Genomic DNA, 15961 nt, shown 5'->3' on the forward strand with positions numbered 1-15961 from the left:
CCCCGACAGCGGTCGTGGGGCGGGCGTCGTCAGGCCAGATCGGACACGGCGATCAGCGCGCCGACGAGCGCCGGGGCATGTGCGTGTCCCCGCCGCCCGACGCTCGTCAGGGCGATCACCAGTGTCACGAGGGAGGCGCACGCCACCATCACCATCGCGGTGTCCCAGCGCAACGCGAGACCGCCGCAGACGAAGGCGAGCTTCACGTCACCACCGCCGCACCATCGGGCCGTGAACGCCAGCAGGTACGGTGCCGCGGCCACCCCGGCAGCGAGTCCCACGGCGGGCTGGGTGATCGCGACAACGGCCACCGCGCCGAGTCCGGGCCACACCATCGCATTGGGGATGCGTCGGGTGCGTGCATCGGTGGCGGCGATTGCGAGCAACCAGAACAGGATCGCGGGTTCGACCATGTGCCGAGGATCGCGCGTGTCCGGGCAGCGTCCTCGACGGTCTCCACAGCCTCAGGCGTTGGGGATGAGCACCTTGGTCATCGCCTCGCGGGGTGCCGGGAGCCCGGTGAACAGCTCGACCTGACGGAAGGCCTGGTTCAGCAGCATGACCAGTCCCCCGACGACCACGCCACCGGCCGCCGCCACGGTGGCGGCCAGCGGGGTCGGCCAGGGGTCGTAGATCACGTCGACGACCTTGCCCGCGTGGGCGAGTGCGGGCGCGAGCGTCTCGGCGGCCGGCGCGGGCACCGTCGACACCACGACGGACGCGTTCCGGCAACGATGTTCGAGCGCCGTCCCGGCGTCGAAGGGGACGACCTCACCGGCGATGCCGAGCCGCTCGCACAGCTCCAGGACGGACGCGGCCCGGCCCGCGTCACGCGCGACGACGGAGATCGTCGAGACGCCCAACCCGGCGAGCGCCATGACGGTCGGCAGCGCCGTGCCGCCGGCTCCGACCACGACCGCGTCGGGCGCGGCCCCCGCGGCGAGGTCGGCGTCGACGCCCAGCTCGGCCAGCGCGCCTGTCATCCCGTCGATGTCGGTGCAGTCGGCCCGCCAGCCGTCGTCGATGCGGACGAGCGTGTTCGCCGATCCGACGAGCTCGGCCCGCTCGGTCCGTTCGGACGCGAAGTCCAGGGCGGCCAGCTTGTTCGGCATGGTCACCGAGAACCCGACGAACTCCGGCGCCGCGCCGGAGACGATCTCGGGCAGCCGGTCGGCCGTGCACTCGACCCGATCGTAGGTCCAGTCGTGCAGGCCCAGCGCCCGGTAGGCGGCCAGGTGGACGGCGGGCGACTTGGAGTGCGCGATCGGCGAACCGAGGACCGCCGCCCGTCGACGGTCACCGTAGGGCGAACGGCTCACTGGCATCCCGTCGACACGAGCTTGTTCTTGCAGGCGACGTTGCGGTTGCGCTTGTGTTCCTCGTAGGTGTCGGCGAACAGCGTGGTGCCCGCGGTGTCGACGGTGACGAAGTACAGCCACGAACCCGGGGCCGGGTCGAGCATCGCCTCGAGTGCCGGGACGCCGACGGCCGCGATCGGGGTCGGCGGAAGACCCTTGTAGCGGTAGGTGTTCCACTCGTTGTCGGCCTTGTACGCCTCACCGTGCACGTCGATGTTGGTGACGGCGGCGGTGTAGTTCTGGGTCGAGTCCATCTCGAGCCGCTGATCCTCGTCGAGCCGGTTGCGGATGACGCGGGCGACCTTCGGCGCATCTTCGACATGCCGCACCTCGCGTTCGACGATCGACGCGGCGACCAGCGTCTCGTAGGGCGAGAGCCCGGACTTGTTGCCGTCCACCAGACCCCACTGGTCGAACATCGCCGCGCTCTTGGTGATCATCTCGTTGAGAATCTGCACCGCGGTGTGATCGGGTTCGACGCGTTCCCAGGTGGTGGGTGCGATCAGACCCTCGATGCGGCGGTGGTCGCCGGTCATCGACGCGACGTTCTCCTTCGCCCAGTCCGGCACCCCGAGCGCTTCGGGGGTCGAGGTGGCGGCCGCCTGTTCGAGCTGCGCCACCGTGACACCCTCGGGCTGACCGTTGATCTCGGTCGTCGTGGCGTCCTGGATCAACTGGAAGATGCCCGGCGTGATCTTGCCGTCGATACCGGTCTTGGAATCGAGCTGCAGCCCCGGCGGGATCACCACCCGTCCGACGCGGTGCTGGGCACTGTCGTCGGTGAGCATCTCCACAGCGGTCGACGCCGGGATCTGGGTCCGCATCTTGTAGAGGCCACCGGACATGGGCTGGTTGTCCGCGGCGTCGATGAAGGCACGTACGCTGCCGACGACATCGGCGTCGACCAGGATCCGGCCGAAGTCGGACAGGGTCGAGTTCTCCGGGATGTCGACGATCACGTCGCTGGCGCCGGCGGTGTTGGTGTAGTCCTTGCGCGACTCCAGGACTCCCATGGAGCGCAGACCGTAGTAGCCGATGCCGCCGACGAGCGCGAGCATGAACACGATCGCGAGTGCCAGCACCACGCGGCGCTTCTTCTGGTTCTCGCGGCTGCGTCGGCGCGGGCGTCGTGGCGCCGGCTCCGCCTCGTCGGCACCCGGCCACCAGTCGTCCTCGGCGCGACCGCGCACGCCGCGCGGCGTCGTCGCCACGGGCTCGGTGCGTGCCGGCTCGCTGTACACGGGATCGCGGTACACGGGATCGCTGTACACGGGCTCGTCATGTACGGGCTCGCTGTACACGGGCTCGTCGTAGGCGGGCTGGGCGTCGACGTCGCTGAATTCCCGGTCGTCGTAACGGGGTTCGACGTATTCCGGTTCGGGCCGGCGCGGGGCCGCGGGCGGCGGTGGTGCCTGCTGGGCGCGCGGCGGCTGTGGGGGCTGACCGCCCGGCGGGATCCGGACGGGCTGCGCACGCCCCGGAACCTCACCCGGCCGACCGCTCTGGGCCGCGGGCGTGGACTCTCCGGGCGGCGCGGGCGGGGCCGCACGCCGGCGACGGTGCCGGGTGTGGGGCGCTCCCTCGCCGGGCTGCGTGAAGTACCGCAGACGCTCCGGGTCCATGCCCTCGGAACCGCTCTGGCGCGCGTCGGCACGGCGTCCCTGGCTGTCCCGGTGTCGCGTGCGACGCCGTTCTTCGGTCACCGCCGGCTCCCCTCCCGACTCTGTCGAGGGATCATCGGATTCACCGTCGCGCATCCAGCCATCCCTGAAGGATAGCTACCGCGGCCGCTTGGTCGATGACTCCTCGAGATGACTTCACCGTCCGGCCGCTCGCGTGCAGTGCTTGCTGCGCGGTCACGGTGGTGAATCGTTCGTCCTGCCAATGCACTTCGGCCGGCGCGATGCGCTCGGCGAGTCGATCACCGAAGGCACGCGCGGTCTCCGCGGCGACCCCGGTGGTGTTCTTCAGCGTCTTCGGCAGCCCGATGACGACGCCGATCGCCTCGTATTCGGCGACCAGTTCCACGATCCGATCGAGATCGGTTGTCGCGGAGGGTGTTCGACGGACGGTCTCCACCGGTGTGGCGAGGATCCCGTCGGGGTCGCAGACCGCGACGCCGATCCGGACGCTCCCGACGTCGATGCCGAGGCGGCGCCCTCGTTGCAGTCGCGGATCCTGGTCGATGGGCATCAGCCGACGAACTCGCGGATACGCGACAGGGCGGCGTCGATCCCGCCGGGTTCGGTTCCCGATCCCTGGGCGAGGTCGGGCTTGCCACCGCCGCGTCCACCGACGAGCGGAGCCACCTCCTTGACGAGGTCGCCGGCCTTGATGCCGGCGTCGCGGGCGGCCGCGGTCGTGGCGATCACGAAGGGCACCTTGGCATCCGCTCCGTCGCCGCTCGGCGAGAACAGGGCGATCACGGCCTTGCGGTCGGCGACCCGGCCGCGCAGGTCGGTGACGACCGAACGCAGTCCGTTGGCGTCGAGTCCGGGGACCCGGCCCTCGACCACGAGGGTGGAACCCACGGTGGTCGCGGTGTCGAGGAGACCGGACACGGCCGCCTGCGCCTGCTCGGCACGCACGCGGGCGAGTTCCTTCTCGGCGTCACGCAGCTTGGTGACGAGTTGCTCGACGCGGCCGGGTACCTCCTCGGAGGGCACCTTGAGCGAGGACGCCAGACCGGCCAGCAGCGCACGCTCCTTGGACAGGAAGCGGAACGAGTCCATCCCGACGTAGGCCTCGACGCGGCGCACACCGGAGCCGACCGAGGACTCGCCGATCAGGGTGATCGGGCCGATCTGCGACGACGACACGACATGTGTGCCGCCACACAGCTCCATCGAGAACGGGCCGCCGATCTCGACGACGCGCACGACGTCGCCGTAGTTCTCGCCGAAGAGCGCCATCGCGCCCATCGCCTTGGCCTCGTTGAGCCCGGTCTCGAAGGTGTTGACCTGGTAATTGGCCTCGACCGCGGCGTTGGCGATCTCCTCGATCTCCCGGCGCTGGGACTCGGTCACCGGGCCGCTGGCGTTGAAGTCGAAGCGCAGGTAACCGGGCCGGTTGAGCGAACCCGCCTGTGTAGCACCGGGTCCGAGCACCTCACGCAGTGCTGCGTGCACCATGTGGGTGCCCGAGTGGCCCTGCGTCGCGCCGTGACGCCATGAGGTGTCGACGGCGGCGAGGACCTCGTCGCCCTCCTCGATCTCGCCCTCGTCCACGCGAACCTTGTGCAGCCACACCGACTTTCCGAGCTTCTGCACGTCGGTGACCGACAGGCGCACACCGGAACCGGTGGTGATGGTGCCGACGTCGGCCATCTGACCGCCCGACTCGGCGTAGAGCGGGGTGCGGTTGAGCACCACGGTGAGTTCCTGCCCGGCCGTCGCCACGGGCACCCGGGCGCCGTCGGCGACGAGACCGAGAACCCGTGCCTCGGAGACGAGTTCGTCGAAGCCGGTGAACTCGGTGGGTCCGCGGTCGAGGAAGTCGCGGTACACGCTCAGGTCGGCGTGCCCGGTCTTGCGGGCGGTCGCGTCGGCCTTGGCGCGCTGCTTCTGCTCGGCCATCAGGGCGGTGAAACCCTCCTGGTCGACTTCCAGGCCGGCCTCGGCCGCCATCTCGAGCGTGAGGTCGATCGGGAAGCCGTAGGTGTCGTGCAGGGTGAACGCGTCGGCACCGGTGATGGTGGTGCTCGCGGACTTCTTGGTGGCGGTCGCGGCGTCGGCGAAGAGCTTGGAGCCGGCGGCGAGGGTCTTGGCGAAGGAAGTCTCCTCGCCGACCGCCACGTTCACGATGTGGTCGCGTTTGGTGTCGAGCTCCGGGTACGACGGGGCCATCAGGTCGATGACCTTGCCGATGATCGTGCCCATGGTGGCCTGGTTGTCGCCTGCGCCCAGCAATCGCATCGAGCGGACGACGCGGCGCAGGAGGCGACGCAGCACGTAGCCGCGACCGTCGTTGCCGGGCAGCACGCCGTCGCCGATCAGCATCGCCGAGGTGCGGGCGTGGTCGGCGATCACGCGGAAGCGCACGTCGTCGGCGTGCGATCCGGCGCCGTAGGCGCGGCCGGTGAGTTCGGCGGCCAGGTCGATGATCGGCTTGAGCAGGTCGGTTTCGTAGACGTTGTCGACGCCCTGCAGGATGCAGGCGACGCGCTCGACGCCCATGCCGGTGTCGATGTTCTTCTTGGGCAGGGGCCCGAGGATCTCGTAGTTGTCCTTGCCGCCGCCCGGACCGCGGACGTTCTGCATGAACACGAGATTCCAGATCTCGATGTAGCGGTCCTCGTCGGCCTCCGGGCCGCCCTCGACGCCGTATTCGGGGCCGCGGTCGTAGAAGATCTCCGAGCACGGGCCGCATGGTCCGGGGACGCCCATGGACCAGTAGTTGTCCTTCAGGCCTCGACGCTGGATGCGCTCGGCGGGCACGCCGATCTCGTCCCGCCAGATCGCCTCGGCCTCGTCGTCGTCGAGATAGACGGTGGGCCACAGCTTCTGGGGGTCGATGCCGTAGCCGCCGTCGTCAACGCTGTTGGTCAGCAGGGTCCAGGCGAAGTTGATCGCCTCGCGCTTGAAGTAGTCGCCGAAGGAGAAGTTGCCCGCCATCTGGAAGAAGGTGTTGTGGCGGGTCGTGATGCCGACCTCGTCGATGTCGAGAGTGCGCACACACTTCTGGACGCTCGTCGCGCGGGCGTACGGCGGGGTCTGCTCGCCCAGGAAGTAGGGCTTGAACGGAACCATGCCGGCGTTGACGAACAGCAGGTTGGGATCGTCGAGCAGCAGCGAGGCGCTGGGCACCTCGGTGTGGCCGGCCTTGATGAAGTGGTCCAGAAAACGCTTCCGGATGTCATGCGTCTGCACTGTTGGTCTCGTCCTCGCCGTTGGTTGTCGCGACATCCCAGAGTACCGTCGGCGCGTCGCGGAACCGGTTCCGGGCGTCATCGCCGGCGCATCGGGCGCGATCAGCGGGATCGGCGGCGGGTGACGGCACCACGAACGATGGATCTCAGGCGCGCCACGCGTGGCCCGATCTCGCGTTCGAGCCCGTGGTCGGTGGGCTCGTAGTAGTCGACGCCGACGAGCTCGTCGGGCGGGTACTGCTGCGACACCACGCCGTCGGGATGGTCGTGCGGGTACCGGTAGGCGACGCCGTTGCCGAGCTTCTTGGCGCCCGCGTAGTGGCTGTCACGCAGGTGGGCGGGCACCGCCCGGGCCTTGCCCGCCTCGACGTCGGCGAGCGCCGCTCCGATCGCCGAGACCACGCCGGCCGACTTCGGTGCGGTCGCCAGGTGGATCGTCGCCTGGGTCAGGGCCAGCTTGGCCTCCGGCATGCCGACGAGGTTGACCACCTGCGCGGCGGCCACGGTGGTCTGCAGCGCGGTGGGATCGGCCATCCCGATGTCCTCGCTGGCGTGGATCATCAGACGCCGGGCGATGAACCGCGGGTCCTCCCCCGCCGCGATCATCCGCGCCAGGTAGTGCACGGCGGCGTCGACGTCGGAACCGCGGATCGACTTGATGAACGCGCTGGTCACGTCGTAGTGCTGGTCGCCGTCACGGTCGTAGCGCACCGCCGCCCGGTCGATCGCGGTCTCGACGTCGGCGAGGTCGACGTGGGTCGTCGAGTCGGCGCTGGCCTCGAGTGCCGTCAGTGCGCGCCGGGCGTCGCCGCCGGCGACCGCGACCAGGTGATCGTAGGCGGCCTCGGTCACCTCGACCTGCCCGTCGAGGCCCCGCGGGTCGGCGACGGCCCGGGTCAGGACCTCACGGATGTCGTCGTCGGTGAGGGACCGCAACTGCAGCACGAGCGACCGCGACAGGAGCGGCGCGACGACCGAGAACGACGGGTTCTCGGTGGTCGCCGCCACGAGCAGCACGATCCGGTTCTCGACCGCGTCCAGGAGAGCGTCCTGCTGGGTCTTGGAGAAGCGGTGGACCTCGTCGATGAACAGGACGGTCTGCTGACCGTCGATGAGTCGGCGACGGGCGATGTCGATGACCGCGCGGACCTCTTTGACTCCCGCCGAGAGAGCGGACAGCGCCTCGAACCGGCCACCGGTCGCGCGCGCGATCAGCGACGCCATCGTCGTTTTGCCGGTACCGGGCGGACCGTAGAGCAGCACCGAGGCCGCTCCCACACCGCTGATCAGACGACGCAGCGGTGAGCCGTCGCCGAGCAGGTGCTGCTGACCGACGATCTCGTCGAGGGTCTGCGGGCGCATACGGACCGCGAGCGGGGCCGTCGGTATGGGTGACGCGGTCAGGCCGTCCGCGCCGGGCGTCAGCCCACCGGCTCCGGCCCGGGGATCCACGGGCGGGTCGAACAATCCGTCCACGAGCCGATCAGGCCATCCAGAGGCGCTGCAACGCCAGACCCGTTGCAGTCGCGAAGTCGGCGATCTCGTCCTCACCGGCACGACCGGCGGCGGCCGCGAGGTCGGTCCAGCGAGACACGAGCACGCGCGGGTCGTTGGTGTGCAGTGCCCAGTCGTGGGTGAATCCGCCCGTGCCCTCGGTGGGGGTGCCCGCGGCGGAGTTCTGCAGGTCGGGATCGAACGGGGTGATCTCCACGCTCGCGTCCGCGTCCGCGGTGTCCGGGTCGACGAGGTCGGGGTCGGCGGGCAGCATCCACGCGGTGGACAGCCACACCCAGAGCAACCGGGCGACGAGCACCTTGCGCTGCATCTCGCGTTCGTGCGCGAGGGTCGGCCAGATCGGGTTCACCTCCGACCGCCAGGCGTCGACCATCGACACCTCGAGGTCGGTGGCGCGTGCCGCGGCACGCGCCGGCAGCTGCGCGGTCATGGTGACCACGGCGTAGGCGATGTCGAGGGTGGCGTCGCGGAAACCGCCCCACTCGTAGTCCATGAACTGCACGCCGTCGTCGTTGAGCATGATGTTCTCGGGTCCGACGTCCGACGGGCTGAACGCGCGGTGCTCACCGTCGTCGAACAGGGCGGCGGCGGTTTCGAGGGCCTCGATCACGCGGTCCGGCACCCGCACGCCTAGTGCGGTGGCGTGTCCGGTGAGCGCCTCGACGGAGCGGCGGGCCTCGTCCCGGAGGATGTCGCGTCCCTCGGTGCCCGACGGGCCGCGGCGGACCAGGGCGTCGAAGTCGATCTCGCCGCCGACGGTCGCCGCGTGCATGCGGCCCAGGGCCTGGCCCCAGGCGCTCACCGCACGGGAGGTCTCCACCGGGTCGACGCCGTCGAGGAACTCCAGCATCGACCGGCCGTGGCCGAGGTCGGAGAGCACCATGAGCCGCTGGTCGGGATCGGAGGCGATGAGCTGCGGACCGGGCCGCGACTCGTTCGGGAGCGCGGTGGCGTACTTGTACGAGGCGATCTCGCGGTGGAATGCCTGCGGGTCCTCGTGCTCGGGCAGTGCCTTGATCACCAGCGAACGGTCCAGGCTGAGGGGGTTCTGCGCCACCCTCACCCGAACCACCGTCGTACGGCCGCTACCCCCGAGGTCCTCCGGGTCGTCGAGGACAACGGAGGAACCGGCGCGGTGTGACAGCAGCGCCTCTGCCGCCCGCACCACGCTGGTGATGCGGCTTTCAGTAATGACCGTCATGTCGTGTCCCAAGGTACCCGTTGCAACCCTGTCGCAACACCGGTGTTCATCCTTCTGTACGACGTCGTGACCGGTGAATCGAGATTCAGACACACCGATTCGGCCGCCTCCCAGGCGTTTAGCGGGCCGGCTCACAAATCGTGCCGGGTTGCGCCCTCGCCGGTCGCAACCGCGGGCGTCGCACCGGCGTCCGCCGGTTCGTCCTCAGCCGGACTGACGTCGACCGAGACGTCGATGTGGCTCTTGGTCGAGTCGGTGTAGATGACCCCGCGCAGCGGCGGGACGTCGTCGTAGTCACGGCCCCAGGCCAGCGTGACGTGACGCTCGTCGACCAATTTGTCGTTGGTCGGATCGAACGGCAGCCAGCGGTCGTCGGGCATCCACACCGCCGCCCACGCATGGCTCGCGTCGGCGCCGAAGATCTTCTCCTTGCCCGGCGGCGGGTCGGTCGCCAGGTAGCCGGACTCGTAGCGGGCGGCGAGTCCGACCGAGCGCAGGCACGCGATCGCGACCCGGGCGAAGTCTTGGCAGACACCCTCGCGCCGCTCCATCACCGTGTCGACCTTCGTCGAGATCGCCGTCGATCCGGAGCGGTAGGTGAAGTCGTTGAAGATCCTCGTGGTGAGGTCGGTGACGGCCTCGATCAGCGGTCGTCCCGGGGTGAACACCTGCGCCGCGTAGTCGCGCACCGCCGCGGTGATCTCCGGCGGGTCGAGGTCGAGGACGAACTCGGCGGCGAGCGCGGCCTCGCGACTCCCGACCACGGCCGGGCGTGCGGACTCCCACGTCGCCCGCGCCGCGGGCCCGATGAGCATGCCCTGGTCGACGCCGTCCACCTCGACGACCGAACGCGCGGTGACCGTGAGCTCCCGGTGGGCGGTGCGGACGTGGAAGTAGGTGTCGTTGTTGCCGTAGACGTCGATCCCCGTCGACCGGTCGTCGGGCTCGGGTTCGATGTCGACGGTGGCCTCGAGCACCCGCTGCCCGGGAAGGTCGCGCGGGGTCAGGTAGCAGCGGCCGTACGACGAGGACACGTCGTCGTTGTAGGTGTACCGGGTGCGATGCATCACCCGGTGGACACGGGTGCTCACATCTCACCCCCGCCCCAGATCGGCTGCGCCTGCTGCGGCACGGCGAAGCGGGTCCTGCTGAGCAGGTCGGACAGGTCGCGCGAACCGGTGCGCAGCGTGGTCATCAGCTCCGCGAGCCCGGTCCGGTTGCCCTGCGGGTCGACGCCGGCGAGGTCGGCCGGTCCGCTGCGGCGCAGCTCGGCGATCATGTCCTGCACTCCTCGTTCGGCACCGGCCGAGCGCAACGGTTCGGGGACCGAGGTCAGATCGTGGTTCATCTTCTCGAGCTGGAAGATCATCGAGCGCGGGTTGGTCGGGTCGAACAGCAGCAGCTCGGCGACGCTCGAGAACCGGTACAGACCGCGGTTGCGGCGCCGGTAGATCACCGACGACTCGTTGGCGGCCAGGTACGACTCCAGCAACGCCTGTTCGACGTCGGTGTCGTGGGCCTCCGTGAACATCGCCCTGGTGAGGTCGGCGAGCGTGATCGCCCGCTCGATGCGCCGACCCAGGTCCATGAACATCCAGCCCGGGTCGTGGACCATGGACTCCTCCTGGAGTCCGGTCAGCGCGAGCACGCCGTGCAGGATCTCCTCGTGCGTCCGCCCGAGGTCGGGACCGAGGTCGAGGGCGGCGTCGCCCAGACCCTCCGTGCCCGCGCCGGCGGAATCGGCCCGCGACCGGGCGACCAGGCGCGCGGTGCTCGCGACCACACGTTCGACAGGCGCCAGGACCATCCACGTGCTGGTGGACATCTGATCGCGGACCGCGCGGGCGGAAGCGACGAGGCGTTCGACCGAGTAGGCGACCGAGCCCGGGATCGAGCGGGCGACCGTCAGGTCGGCGATCTTCTCGATGGCCTCGTTGACCTGATCCGGCGAGGGCTGGCGGTCGGTTCCCGACAGCACCAGATCCGCGGTGTCGAGGTAACCGTCGGTGCCGGTGATCGTCGTGACCGTATGCAGCAGCAGCGGTACGGCCGGGGTCCCCGACATCCACGGCCGGTACTGGAAGTCCTGATATCGCTGGCGCGAGACCTTCGCGAGGCGGGTGACCTGCTCGGTGCGCTCGGCGTAGCGGCCGAGCCAGAACAGGTCGGCGAGCACACGTGGACTCGCGGCGGCCGCGACCTCGGAATACTCGAGCGACACGGCACGCCCCGCCTCCGGGATGACCTCACCGGCCGGTTCGACGCGGGTCTCCGAGCGGCGCGACACGTGGCCGCCGACCTCGGTGCTGGTGACCCAGACGTCCTTGGCCGACACGACGTGGTGGGCGGCGCCTTCGACCCCGTCGGCCAGGACGGCACCGAGACCGCCGGGCATGACGGCGTAGGTGGGGCCCTGGGCGACGCTGAACGCGCGTATCGACACGGGTGCGGCGCGCAACGCGGTGGTGTGGCGTCCGGGTCGTGCGCCGGTGGTGATGGTCGGCGCCACCGAGTACGCGTCGAGTTCGCGTCCGACCCACTGCCAGGTCTGCGCGTCGATCCGGGCGGCGATCTCGGCACGCGTCCGCGCGTCGAGCAGCGGACCGACGAACTCTTCGTCGGTGCGGGTGTTGGTGAGCACCAGCGATCCGATCCGGCTCTGGATCTTGCTGCGCTCCAAGTCATCTCCGGCCCAGTACGTGGTGACCGAGCCGAGCGCGAGCTCCTCGTCGAGCAGGACGGGCGCGAGTCGTTCGAGCGCCGTGTGCAGGGCGGGGTTCTCGAGAACACCGGAACCGAGCGTGTTCAGCACCGTGACATTGCCGCGCGAGATCGCCTCGACGAGACCGGCCACGCCGAGCCGGGAGTCGGTCCGTAGATCGAGTGGATCGGCGTAGGCGGCGTCGACGCGGCGCAGCAGGACGTCGACGCGCTTGTACCGCCCGAGGGAACGCATGTAGACCGCCCCGTCACGGACGGTGAGGTCGGCGCCCTCGACCAGCGGGTAGCCGAGCGACGACGCGAGATAGGCCTGGTCGAACGCGGTCTCGGACATGCTGCCTGGGCTCAGGACGGCGACCGTGGGGTCGTCGACGCCGGGCGGGGCGTACTCGGCGAGCGCGAGGCGCATCGTCCCGGCGAAACCGGTCACCGGACGCGGCGCGCACGCCTGGAAGAGCTGCGGGAGGGCTTTGGTCAGCAGGCGCCGGCCGACGATCGAGAAGCCGATGCCCGACGGGGCCTGGGTGCGGTCCCGGTAGACCACGAACCGGCCGTCGGCAGAACGCGAGACGTCGACCGCGTGCAAGAACAGGGCGTGGGGTCCGGCGACCTCGAGTCGCGCCGCCTTGCGGATGTAACCGGAATGCCCGAAGACCATCTCGGGCGCCACGAGACCGGAGGTGATGGTCTTCTGATCGCGGTAGAGATCGCGCAGCAGCAGATCGAGCAGCATCGAGCGCTGGGTGATCGCCTTCTCCAGCTCGGCCCACTCGACGCCATCGACGATGAGCGGCACCGCGTCGATGTCCCAGTCACGGGTGTGGGTGGTCTGGCCGTCGAACTCGTTGTAGACCACGCCGTCGTCGCGGACGGCCGCGGCGACCCGGTCCGCGGACTCGCGCAGGCGGCTGTCACCGCGCCGCTGATACAGCCGCACAAGGTCTTCCCACGCGGGACGCACCATGCCGGCGGAGTCGAGTAGCTCGTCGTAGTGGGCCCCCGAGACGAGGTCGGGATCGCCCGGTCCGGCAAGGTCGAAGAGTGTGTAACCCTCGTTCCGGTAACGGTCGAAAACCGTGGATGCATCGAACACCGCAGAAGCGTTGCCCGGGGTGGAGGTCACCGAAGAACTGTACGTGGCCGTCGTAGATCGAGGATCCCGGGGACCCCGAAGTCGATGGCCTGTCGGGCCTGCCGTTCCCGGAGTACGCCGACGTCGACGATGCCGGTGGTGTGACCGGACGCCGCGAAGCGCCCGTTGCGACGTGACTCGGCCTCCACGGCGTTCACCGGCGGCCGATCGTAGGCGACAGCGTGTACTCCGGCGTCTGCACACCTGCCTCGCGCAGACGGCAGCGGTGGCCGAACTCGCGCTCGGCCACCGCTTTTCGTTGTTCTCGCTACTTGTCGGCTGCTGCCTTTTCCCCGGCAGCCTTCTCGGGGGCGCCCTCGGCCTGCTCGGCTCCACCGCGCGGTGCCGGCTTGGCGTCGATGCCCGACTCCTTGCGCTGCTGCGGGGTGATGGCCGCGGGCGCATCGGTCAGCGGGTCGACGCCGCCGCCGGACTTCGGGAAGGCGATGACCTCGCGGATGGAGGACTCACCGGCGAGCAGCGCGGTGATGCGGTCCCAGCCGAAGGCGATGCCGCCGTGCGGCGGGGCGCCGTAGGCGAAGGCGTCGAGGAGGAAGCCGAACTTCTCCTGCGCCTCGTCGTGGCCGATGCCCATGATCTCGAAGACGCGCTCCTGGACGTCGCGCTGATGGATACGGATCGAGCCGCCGCCGATCTCGTTGCCGTTGCAGACGATGTCGTAGGCGTAGGCCAGGGCTTCGCCCGGATCGGTGTCCAGCTTCTCGATCGACTCCGGCTTGGGCGAGGTGAACGCGTGGTGCACCGCGGTCCAGGCCGAGTGGCCGAGCGCGACATCGCCGGACGCGGTGGCGTCGGCGGTCGGCTCGAACATCGGCGCATCGACAACCCACACGAACGCCCAGTCGTCCGGGTTGATCAGACCGAGCTTGGAGGCGATCTCGCCGCGGGCCGCACCGAGCAGTGCGCGGGTCGGCTTGACCTCTCCCGCACCGAAGAACACGCAGTCGCCCGGCTTCGCGCCGACGTGGGCGGCCAGACCGGCGCGCTCCTCCTCGGACAGGTTCTTGGCGACCGGACCGGACAGCGTGCCGTCCTCGGCGATGAGCACGTACGCGAGGCCGCGGGCGCCGCGCTGCTTCGCCCACTCCTGCCAGGCGTCGAGCTGACGACGCGGCTGCGATGCACCGCCCGGCATGACGACGGCGCCGACATACGGGGCCTGGAAGACGCGGAACGGGGTGTTCGCGAAGTACTCGGCGCACTCGACGAGTTCGATGCCGAAACGCAGATCGGGCTTGTCCGAACCGAAGCGGCGCATCGCGTCGGCGTAGGTCATGCGCGGGATCGGGGTCGAGATGTCGACGCCGATCAGCTTCCACAGCGCCACCAGGATCTCCTCGGCGACCGCGATGACGTCGTCCTGGTCGACGAAGCTCATCTCGATGTCGAGCTGGGTGAACTCGGGTTGACGGTCGGCGCGGAAGTCCTCGTCGCGGTAGCAACGCGCGATCTGGTAGTAGCGCTCCATGCCCGCGACCATCAGCAGCTGCTTGAACAGCTGCGGGCTCTGCGGCAGGGCGTAGAAGGTGCCCGGCTGCAGACGCGCGGGCACCAGGAAGTCGCGGGCCCCCTCGGGCGTCGAGCGGGTCAGCGTCGGGGTCTCGATCTCCACGAAGTCGCGGGCGGCGAGGACACCGCGGGCTGCCGCGTTGGCCTTCGACCGCAGGCGCAGGGCGGCGCTCGGGCCCTCGCGGCGGAGGTCGAGGTAGCGGTGACGCAGACGCGCCTCTTCACCCGGCGACTCGTCGAGCTGGAACGGCAGCGGCGCCGACTCGTTGAGCACCTCGAGTCCGACGGCGTTGATCTCGATCTCGCCGGAGCTCAGGTTCGGGTTCTCGCTGCCCTCGGGACGGACTTCGACCACGCCGGTGACGGCGACGCAGTACTCGGCGCGCAGACGGTGGGCGGCCGCGGCGACCGACTCCTCGCGGAACACCACCTGCACCAGGCCGGTGGAGTCGCGCAGGTCGATGAACACCACACCGCCATGGTCGCGTCGGCGCGCGACCCAACCGGCGACGGTGACGGTCTGCGACGCGTCGGCCCGGCGCAGCGAACCTGCGGAATGCGTGCGGAGCACTGAGAGTCCTTCCCAACGTCGTGCGGCCGGCCGGTCTCGCGGGCGGCGACGGAGGCGTTGTTTGTTGTCGGCTTGTTCGTGACCCGGTGGAAACGCAGGCCAGGTATCCATCGTGCCGCATCGGCGTCGGTGTCCTGAACCCGGCCACCCCGAGATGCCCGGTCCGCGCACCGCGGCGTGCCAGAATGACCGCGTGACATTCCAAGGCAGCGGATCGATCGGCACCGGCAACGTCTCCGGCGGGGGCGGTGGTGGCGGTGTCGGGCGGATCGCGCTCGGCGGTGGTGCGGGTCTCATCATCACGATCGTGGCGTTGCTGTTCGGCGTGAACCCGGGCGAACTCCTCGGCAGCCAGACTCCCCAGCAGGGCACTTCGTCGGGTGCGGCCGAGATCCAGCAGCAGCTCGACTCCTGCACCTGGGAGATGGCGAACGAGAACACCATCTGCCGGATCAAGGCGACCACGGTCAGCCTCGACGACGTGTGGTCGGAACTCATGCCGGGCTACCAGCCGCCGAAGACGGTCATCTTCGCCGACTCCGTGAACACCGGGTGCGGTGCGGCGAGTGCCGCGACCGGGCCGTTCTACTGTCCCGCCGACCGGACCGCCTACTTCGATCCGTCGTTCTTCACCCAGTTGCGCCGCATGGGCGGCAGCGACGGCCCCCTCGCCCAGGAGTACGTGGTGGCCCACGAGTACGGCCACCACGTGCAGAACCTGACCGGCGCCCTGGCCAAGGGCCAGCGGATGGGTTCGCAGGGACCGCGGTCGGGGTCGGTGCGCGTGGAACTGCAGGCCGACTGCCTCGCCGGCGTCTGGGCGTACCACGCGGACAACGGTCCCGACGCGCTCCTCGCCCCCATCTCCGAGCAGCAGATCGCGACCGTCATCCAGACCGCGAAGGCGATCGGCGACGACACCATCCAGGGGCCCGGCTCCAACCCCGAGGGCTGGACGCACGGCTCGGCCACGCAACGCGCGAAGTGGTTCGGCATCGGATACCAGTCGGGCGACCCCAACCGGTGCGACACCTTCGCGACCAACGATCTCTGACACGACCTCGAG

11 protein-coding genes and 1 pseudogene are annotated in these 15961 nt (G+C 70.0%); 1 reads left to right on the top strand and 11 read right to left on the bottom strand.

The window, feature by feature from the left end; translation table 11 throughout:
• Positions 1-29 precede the first annotated feature (29 nt).
• From RVF83_RS19400 to aspS, 11 genes and pseudogenes are all read right to left on the bottom strand, one after another.
• Positions 30-413, bottom strand: coding sequence for an A24 family peptidase (locus tag RVF83_RS19400; RefSeq protein ID WP_005197135.1), 384 nt, complete (start codon positions 411-413; stop codon positions 30-32).
• A 51-nt stretch (positions 414-464) separates the two neighbouring features.
• Positions 465-1319 (bottom strand): shikimate dehydrogenase, encoded by an 855-nt coding sequence (locus RVF83_RS19405; protein WP_005197137.1) that lies wholly within the window; start codon positions 1317-1319, stop codon positions 465-467.
• Positions 1316-3115: an endolytic transglycosylase MltG gene (gene mltG, locus RVF83_RS19410; protein WP_005197138.1), complete on the bottom strand. Its 1800-nt coding sequence runs from the start codon at positions 3113-3115 to the stop codon at positions 1316-1318. The genes RVF83_RS19405 and mltG overlap by 4 nt, the downstream gene beginning before the upstream one ends.
• Positions 3102-3551, bottom strand: a complete 450-nt coding sequence (gene ruvX / locus RVF83_RS19415; protein WP_005197140.1) for a Holliday junction resolvase RuvX — start codon at positions 3549-3551, stop codon at positions 3102-3104. The genes mltG and ruvX overlap by 14 nt, the downstream gene beginning before the upstream one ends.
• Positions 3551-6226, bottom strand: coding sequence for an alanine--tRNA ligase (gene alaS / locus RVF83_RS19420; protein WP_005197141.1), 2676 nt, complete (start codon positions 6224-6226; stop codon positions 3551-3553). The genes ruvX and alaS overlap by 1 nt, the downstream gene beginning before the upstream one ends.
• 101 nt (positions 6227-6327) lie before the next feature.
• Complete coding sequence (locus tag RVF83_RS19425) at positions 6328-7701, bottom strand: replication-associated recombination protein A (RefSeq protein ID WP_039880247.1); 1374 nt, start codon at positions 7699-7701, stop codon at positions 6328-6330.
• Positions 7702-7708: 7 nt separating this feature from the next.
• The gene (locus tag RVF83_RS19430; RefSeq protein WP_005197144.1) at positions 7709-8941 is read right to left on the bottom strand and encodes a hypothetical protein; all 1233 of its coding nucleotides are present in this window, start codon (positions 8939-8941) and stop codon (positions 7709-7711) included.
• Between the two features lie 131 nt (positions 8942-9072).
• Positions 9073-10032 (bottom strand): transglutaminase family protein, encoded by a 960-nt coding sequence (locus RVF83_RS19435; protein WP_005197145.1) that lies wholly within the window; start codon positions 10030-10032, stop codon positions 9073-9075.
• Positions 10029-12785, bottom strand: coding sequence for a circularly permuted type 2 ATP-grasp protein (locus RVF83_RS19440; RefSeq protein ID WP_005197147.1), 2757 nt, complete (start codon positions 12783-12785; stop codon positions 10029-10031). Before RVF83_RS19440 ends, RVF83_RS19435 begins: the two co-directional genes overlap by 4 nt.
• Positions 12782-12970 (bottom strand): annotated as a pseudogene (locus RVF83_RS19445) (transglutaminase family protein); the annotation flags it as partial. The gene RVF83_RS19440 and the pseudogene RVF83_RS19445, both read right to left, overlap by 4 nt.
• Positions 12971-13062: 92 nt before the next feature.
• The gene (aspS, locus tag RVF83_RS19450) at positions 13063-14895 is read right to left on the bottom strand and encodes an aspartate--tRNA ligase (protein ID WP_005197148.1); all 1833 of its coding nucleotides are present in this window, start codon (positions 14893-14895) and stop codon (positions 13063-13065) included.
• A 193-nt stretch (positions 14896-15088) separates the two neighbouring features.
• Between aspS and ypfJ the strand changes: the two genes are divergently transcribed.
• Positions 15089-15949, top strand: coding sequence for a KPN_02809 family neutral zinc metallopeptidase (gene ypfJ / locus RVF83_RS19455; RefSeq protein WP_005197150.1), 861 nt, complete (start codon positions 15089-15091; stop codon positions 15947-15949).
• Positions 15950-15961: the final 12 nt, after the last annotated feature.

Source organism: Gordonia rubripertincta (genome assembly GCF_038024875.1).
GTDB lineage: Bacteria > Actinomycetota > Actinomycetes > Mycobacteriales > Mycobacteriaceae > Gordonia > Gordonia rubripertincta.

Coding starts and splice junctions, on each gene's coding strand:
- RVF83_RS19400 (WP_005197135.1), bottom strand. CDS start 413: ATGGTCGAACCCGCGATCCTGTTCTGGTTGCTCGCAATCGCCGCCACC.
- mltG (WP_005197138.1), bottom strand. CDS start 3,115: ATGCGCGACGGTGAATCCGATGATCCCTCGACAGAGTCGGGAGGGGAG.
- ruvX (WP_005197140.1), bottom strand. CDS start 3,551: ATGCCCATCGACCAGGATCCGCGACTGCAACGAGGGCGCCGCCTCGGC.
- RVF83_RS19430 (WP_005197144.1), bottom strand. CDS start 8,941: ATGACGGTCATTACTGAAAGCCGCATCACCAGCGTGGTGCGGGCGGCA.